Here is a 6,102-nt window from a genome sequence, read left to right on the forward strand (position 1 = left end):
GGTGGGGGTACGGGGGCCCTTGTGGAGCTGTCCCGCGAACAGGCCCACGCCCACATGGCCCAGTTCATGCCCGGGGAGGTCATCGACGGCACCCTGGACGTCCTCGGGATCCCGCTGCCCGCCGAGCAGACGATCAGCCCCGACGTGGAGAACGTCCTCCACCGGCCGGCCAGGCCTTTCGACGACTGGGTTGCGCGCAACCTGCCGGCCTTCCGATAGGCCCCCGCCCCGAGCGCGCGGAAGGCAACGCACGCTCGTGCGGGAGGTGCCGTGCCTGCGGAGGCAGGCGCGGATCGCGCGGGGCGAGTTGCCCTTGTCGGCGACGACTCGGCCCGGTGGGGGCCGGGAACGTCCCGGACCCGGCCGGGACATGGCTGCATTCGAGGCCGTCGGGTACGCGAAGCTGTCCGGCGAGGTTGGTGTCTGCGCGGCCATCTCACCTCCCGGCGTGATCCCCACGCGCCCACCCCATCGTGATCGAATCGCAGCGTCTCTGTTCCTATCGGGAGCTGTAGGGGATCAGGGCCATCTCCCGGGCATTCTTGATGGCTCGGGCGATCTGCCGCTGTTGCCGGCTCGTCACGTGAGTGACACGGCGGCTGCGGATCTTGCCGCGGTCGGAGATGAACTTCCGCAGCAGGTCGGTGTTCTTGTAGTCGACATACGTGATGCTCGCGGCGTCCAGAGGGTTGGCGCGGCTGCGTTTGACCGGCTTGCGTTTGGGGTTGGTACGGGAGGACATGGCCGGGTTCATTCCTTACGGGTGAAGGGTCTGCGGAGGTGTTCAGGCGACCGGATCGAGGAGTTCGTCGAAGGCAGGGGGGATGTCCTTCCATGCCTCCGGTCCGGCCGCGTATTCGGTGTCGGTGAGCAGGCAGGAGTCGAGCAGGCTCAGCAGGCCGTCGCGGTCGAGGCCGGGTGAGGTGAAGGTGAGGTGCTGGCAGCGGTCGCCGTGTTCCGGATGCCAGTCCAGCGAGGCGGCGACACGGCGCTCGGCGGGCACCATCTCCCAGGCGGCGTCCGGCAGTGCGGACAGCCAGGGGCCGGCGGACTCCACGCACAGCGCGCCACCGGCGGCTTCCCAGGACAGCAGGGTGTCGGGGCGATCCGCGAGCCAGAACCGGCCCCGGCTGCGGGCGGCGGCGCAGGTCAGGTCCTCCAGCGCCGCGTACAGTCGCCCGGAGTGGAACGGCCGGTCGCGCCGCCAGGCAAGGGTCATCACACCGTGTTCGTCGGCGTCCTGGGGCAGCAGCGCGCACGAGGGATGCTGCCTTGCGGCAGCGGCGGCAAGGTCGAAGCCGGCCAGCATGGCCGCGCCGAACAAACCTTCGCCCAGCTTCACGCGCCGTGCGGCCGGGGTGAGTTGGGCGAGCAGCGCGAGGTTGCCGTCGTCCGCGGGCTCGTCACTTCCGGCGAGGGCGAGCACGGTGGGGTACTCGATCTGCCGGGCGAAGGTGTCGCCGACGGTGCGCTGGTCGGTCGGGGCCGCGGCCAGGCCGACATCGGCGAGGTCGTCGCCGTTGGCCAGGCTTGGCAGGAGGAGCGCCGGGTCGACCGCTGCGGCGACCCCCGTCAGCTCCAGTGCTTCCTCCACGGCGATGACCGTGGCCATGGCTTGGGGCTCGACCGAATCCCACAGTTCCACGACGGCGAGCCGGTACGTTCCGGCGCCGGCGAGCCGCAGCAGTTCGGGGACGAGATCCTCGCGCAGGGCGCAGCACGCGCAGTCGTTCACCAGGGGCGCGTCACCGCTGGACAGCAGGCCGCCGGTGTCTCTTACGGTGCGGTGCACGGCGCTGTTGGTCGCGGCCGACAGGTCGTGATGGAGGACGACGGAGCCGGGAATGGTTCGGAGGATCTCCTCTACGGCCGCCCGGCGGGCATCGGCATGCAGTCCGGCGACCACTGCCACGGACAACTTTGTCCGGCCGCCGCTCACGTGTTCCCCCCTCCGCGCCCGTACCGCCGCACAAAGCGCTCGACGCGGCCGGCGGTGTCCAGGACCCGCTGGGTGCCTGTGTAGAAGGGGTGACTGGCGGAGGAGATCTCGACGTCGATCACGGGGTAGGTGTTGCCGTCCTCCCACTCGACCGTCTTCTCGCCGGTGGCTGTGGAGCGGGTGAGAAAGGCGAAGTCGACGGCCCGGTCACGGAAGACGACAGGCCGGTACTCCGGGTGGATTCCGGGCTTCACGGGGGTCAGCGCTCCTCACGGAAGTCGACATGGCGGCCGGCGACGGGGTCGTACTTGCGAAGTGTCAGCCGGTCGGGGTTGTTGCGGCGGTTCTTGCGGGTCACGTAGGTGTAACCGCTTCCGGCGGTGGATCTCAGCTTGATGATCGGGCGCAGTTCGTTACGGGCCATTGCCCCACCATATGCACATGGTTTTCATTTTCACAAGATGCTACGGTGCCTCCACGAGCAACCACGACACCCACAGTGACGACGTTCTCCGGAGGGGTCATGTCCGCCCACTGCCAACTCACCGGCCGCCAGCCGGGCTTCGGCAACAACATCTCCCACTCACACCGCCGCACCAAGCGCCGGTTCAACCCCAACGTCCAGCACAAGCGCTACTGGCTGCCGAGCGAGGGCCGGCACGTCCGGCTCACGCTCAGCACCAAGGGCATCAAAACCGTTGACGCGATCGGCGTCGAGGCCGCGGTGGCCCGTATCCGTGCCCGAGGAGGAAAGGTCTGATGGCGAAGAAGAGCAAGATCGCCAAGAACGAACAGCGGCGCGTGATCGTCGCCCGCTACGCAGAGCGCCGCGCGGAACTGAAGACGATCATCGCGTCTGCCGACGCCACCGCCGACGAGCGCGCCGCCGCCCAGCGGGAGCTGCGCCGCCAGCCGCGCGACGCCAGTGCCACACGCGTACGCAACCGCGACTCCGTCGACGGCCGCCCCCGCGGGTACCTGCGCGCCTTCGGCCTCTCCCGCATCCGTGTGCGCGAGATGAGCCACGCGGGCGAACTTCCCGGTGTGACAAAGAGCAGTTGGTGACTTTCACCCGGCCCGCCTGACGCCGGGCCGCGCACTCGCTTCCGTCGCAGCGGTGATCCGGCTCAGACGTGGGTCCCGTGCGGCCCGGGCCCGTGCGTCCCGTGCAGCCCGGGCCCCGGGCGCCACCCTTCCTTTCCGTACCGGCCCCTGCCCCAGCGGCACATCATGGCCGCCGGGCCGTGGATGCCCCGGCGCTCCCGGCCGCCACAGCCATGGCGTCCGTTCCGCCCGGCTCCGCGGCCGGACGGCCCCGCGCTGTGTGCCCGCTGACCACAATCACTTAGGAGATCCACCATGGCTGTCCCCAAGCGCAAGACGTCCCGCAGCAATACCCGCCACCGCCGGGCCCAGTGGAAGGCCACCACACCTCAACTCGTCCCGGTCACACTGGACGGAGTCATCTACCTGGTGCCGCAGCGGCTGGCCAAGGCATACGAACGCGGTCTGCTGCACCCCGGGGGCTGACGGATGACCGAACGACCGCACTGCCCGTCACTGTCCTCTCCGGTCTCAACGGCGTCGGCAAGCCCGCTCCGCTCAACCCTGTACTGAGCCGTCAACCGTTCCGCCGGGACCGGGCTGGGCTGTGGGGGGTGCCGCGAAGCGTACGGGGGCCCGGAAGCGGGCGCGGCGTGCGGCGCGCCGGAAGGTGGTCAGTACGGCCGGGCCCGCCAGCAGCACGCACACGAAGTTGGTGACGGCCCGTCCGGTGTCCCAGCCGAGGGACGTGGCGAGGTCGAAGGCGATGTAGCGCTGCCACTGCTCGGTGAAGGGCAGACCGGGCAGGTAGGCGATGGAGCTGTTCGGGTCCAGGGAGAACGGCCAGAAGGAAAGGTTCAGGAGGAAGCCGAAGAGGTAGCCGGAGAGCGAGCCGTATACGGCCAGCAGCAGCACCTCGCTCCGGCCGGTGGCGCGTGGCAGGAACCCGGCGAGCATTCCGACGAAGGCGCAGCCGAACATCTGGTACGGCATCCAGGGCCCGACCCCGCCCGTGATGAGCGCGGAGGCGAACAACGAGGTGCAGCCGAGGGTGAAACCGAAGCCCGGACCGTACACCCGCCCCGCCAGGACCAGCACGAAGAAGACGGTCTCGACTCCGGCGGTTCCGGCGCCCAGGGGACGTAGGGCCGCGTTGACCGCGGAGAGGACGCCGAGCATCGCGAGGGCCTTGGAGTCGATGCCGCCCTCGGCGATCTCGGACAGCACCACGCACAGGACGAGCACCAGCAGGACACCGAAGATCAGCGGGGGCGCGTAGCCGGAGCTGAAAGTGCCCGGCGCCACGGCGAACGGCCAGAAGAACGCGACCAGTCCGAGGAAGGCGGCGAGCGCCATGACCAGGCCGACGCGCGGGGTCAGCCGGATGGCGGCGGTGGGGCGCGCGGTCACGACAGCGTCTCCTCTTCGGCCGCCGGTGCAGACGCCATGACCTGATCGACCGTCAGGAACGCCAGAGGTGCCAGGATTTTGGCGGTCTGCGGTGCGAAGACCGGCGAGGAGACGATGACTTCGGCTGTCGGGCCATCGGCGACGACGTCTCCCTCGGCCATGACGACCACACGGTCGGCGGCGCGTGCGGCGAACTCGACGTCGTGGGTGGAGATGACGACGGCCCGGCCCTCGGCCGCGAGGGTGTCCACGACCCGGATCAGTTCCGTCTTGGCCCGATAGTCCAGGCCCCGGGTCGGTTCGTCCAGCAGGACGACCTGGGGCGCGGCCGAGAGCTGGATGGCGAGGACGAGGGCGAGCTTCTGCCCCTCCGAGAGGTCGCGCGGGTGGGTGGCGTCGTCGATGCCGGGTGCGAGACGGTCCAGGACCGTACGAGCTTTCTCCCGTGTGCCCGACTCGGAGTCCGCCTGGTCGAGTTCCTGTTTGACGCTCTCCAGATAGAGCAGGTCGGCGGGGGTCTGCGGGACCAGGCCGACCAGCCGGCGGGCCCGGGCGGCGGGCACGGAGTGCGGATCGGTGTGCGTCGCGCCGGAGGTCTCGCTCACCTTCACGGTCCCGGCGCGGCGCGGGCCGGAGCCCTGGAGGGCCCACAGCAGAGAGGACTTTCCGGAGCCGTTGCGGCCCATCAGGGCGACGATCTCGCCCGCGCGCAGGTCCACGTCCACCTCCCGGACCGCGGCAACGCCCTGGTAGGCGACCGTGACACCGCGCGCGGTCAGCAGGCACGGCAGGTCGTCGGTCACGGGCCGGCGGACCGGGGCCGGGACCTGGCCGGCGAGCCGGGCGCGCAGGGGCGCGGCGGCCCGGCGCGCGTCGCGGATCGAGAGCGGCAGTGGGGACCAGCCGGCGGCCCGGCCCAGTTCGACGATGGGCGGGGCGATCGCGGAGGTACGGAGGATGTCGGCGGGCGCCCCGATGCGGGCGCTGCCGTCGCCGGGCAGATGGATGACGCGGTCGGCGTACTGGACGACCCGTTCGAGGCGGTGCTCGGCCATGAGGACGGTGACACCGAGGTCGTGTACGAGGCGGGTGACCGCCGCGAGAACCTCCTCGGCCGCTGTCGGGTCCAGGGCCGAGGTCGGCTCGTCCAGGACCAGGACCCGGGGGTGGGCGGTGAGGACGGAGCCGATGGCGACGCGCTGCTGCTGGCCGCCGGAGAGTTCGTACAGGGCGCGGTGGCGCAGGTCGGCGAGGCCGAGCAGATCCAGGGTCTCCTCGACCCGCTTGCGCATGGTCCCCGGAGGGATCGCCAACTGCTCCATGGCGTAGGCGAGTTCCTCCTCGACGGTGTCGGTGACGAAACCGTCGATCGGGTCCTGGCCGACCACTCCCACGACATCGGCGAGTTCCCGGGGCGGGTGGTGGGCGGTGTCACGGCCGTCGACGGTGACACGCCCGTACAGGGTGCCGCCGGTGAAGTGCGGCACGAGCCCGTTCACGGCACCGAGGAGGGTGGACTTGCCGACGCCCGTGTGACCGACGACCAGGCAGAGTTCACCTTCCTCCACCGTGAGGTCGACATCGCGCAGGGCGGGTCCTGCCGCGTCGTCGTAGTGGACGGTGACCTGGTCGAAGGTGATCACGCTGACTCGGCCTTCCGGACGGGCCGGTGCGGGGCGGGGGGGTGTCCGCCGTCCTGCTCTTCACCA

The 6,102-nt window shown here is 70.6% G+C and carries 9 protein-coding genes and 1 pseudogene; 4 read left to right on the forward strand and 6 right to left on the reverse strand.

The window, feature by feature from the left end:
* A pseudogene (locus tag WH07_RS30875) lies at positions 1–219 on the forward strand (NmrA family transcriptional regulator); the annotation flags it as partial.
* A gap of 280 nt (positions 220–499) precedes the next feature.
* Here WH07_RS30875 and rpsR read toward each other — a convergent pair.
* Genes rpsR through rpmG form a run of 4 tightly spaced genes read right to left on the reverse strand, consistent with a single transcriptional unit; the run spans position 500 to position 2,363 of the window.
* Positions 500–742, reverse strand: coding sequence for a 30S ribosomal protein S18 (rpsR, locus tag WH07_RS30880; protein WP_046507335.1), 243 nt, complete (start codon positions 740–742; stop codon positions 500–502).
* 42 nt (positions 743–784) lie between these two features.
* Positions 785–1,918, reverse strand: a complete 1,134-nt coding sequence (locus tag WH07_RS30885; protein WP_198533925.1) for a GTP-binding protein — start codon at positions 1,916–1,918, stop codon at positions 785–787.
* Between the two features lie 17 nt (positions 1,919–1,935).
* Positions 1,936–2,193 (reverse strand): type B 50S ribosomal protein L31, encoded by a 258-nt coding sequence (locus WH07_RS30890; protein WP_046507340.1) that lies wholly within the window; start codon positions 2,191–2,193, stop codon positions 1,936–1,938.
* Between the two features lie 5 nt (positions 2,194–2,198).
* The gene (rpmG, locus tag WH07_RS30895) at positions 2,199–2,363 is read right to left on the reverse strand and encodes a 50S ribosomal protein L33 (protein WP_046507343.1); all 165 of its coding nucleotides are present in this window, start codon (positions 2,361–2,363) and stop codon (positions 2,199–2,201) included.
* A gap of 99 nt (positions 2,364–2,462) precedes the next feature.
* Here rpmG and rpmB point away from each other — a divergent pair, with 99 nt between their 5' ends.
* The 3 genes from rpmB (at position 2,463) to rpmF (ending at position 3,469) form a co-directional block, all read left to right on the forward strand.
* Complete coding sequence (gene rpmB, locus WH07_RS30900) at positions 2,463–2,699, forward strand: 50S ribosomal protein L28 (RefSeq protein WP_046507346.1); 237 nt, start codon at positions 2,463–2,465, stop codon at positions 2,697–2,699.
* Positions 2,699–3,004: a 30S ribosomal protein S14 gene (gene rpsN / locus WH07_RS30905; protein WP_046507349.1), complete on the forward strand. Its 306-nt coding sequence runs from the start codon at positions 2,699–2,701 to the stop codon at positions 3,002–3,004. Before rpmB ends, rpsN begins: the two co-directional genes overlap by 1 nt.
* Before the next feature lie 294 nt (positions 3,005–3,298).
* Positions 3,299–3,469 (forward strand): 50S ribosomal protein L32, encoded by a 171-nt coding sequence (gene rpmF, locus WH07_RS30910; RefSeq protein WP_046507353.1) that lies wholly within the window; start codon positions 3,299–3,301, stop codon positions 3,467–3,469.
* A gap of 72 nt (positions 3,470–3,541) precedes the next feature.
* Here rpmF and WH07_RS30915 read toward each other — a convergent pair whose 3' ends face one another.
* Positions 3,542–4,339 (reverse strand): ECF transporter S component, encoded by a 798-nt coding sequence (locus tag WH07_RS30915; RefSeq protein WP_106409723.1) that lies wholly within the window; start codon positions 4,337–4,339, stop codon positions 3,542–3,544.
* Positions 4,340–4,389: 50 nt separating this feature from the next.
* Complete coding sequence (locus tag WH07_RS30920) at positions 4,390–6,036, reverse strand: ABC transporter ATP-binding protein (protein WP_046507359.1); 1,647 nt, start codon at positions 6,034–6,036, stop codon at positions 4,390–4,392.
* Positions 6,037–6,102 lie beyond the last annotated feature (66 nt).

Source organism: Streptomyces odonnellii (genome assembly GCF_000981895.1).
In the GTDB taxonomy this organism is placed as follows: Bacteria; Actinomycetota; Actinomycetes; order Streptomycetales; family Streptomycetaceae; genus Streptomyces; species Streptomyces odonnellii.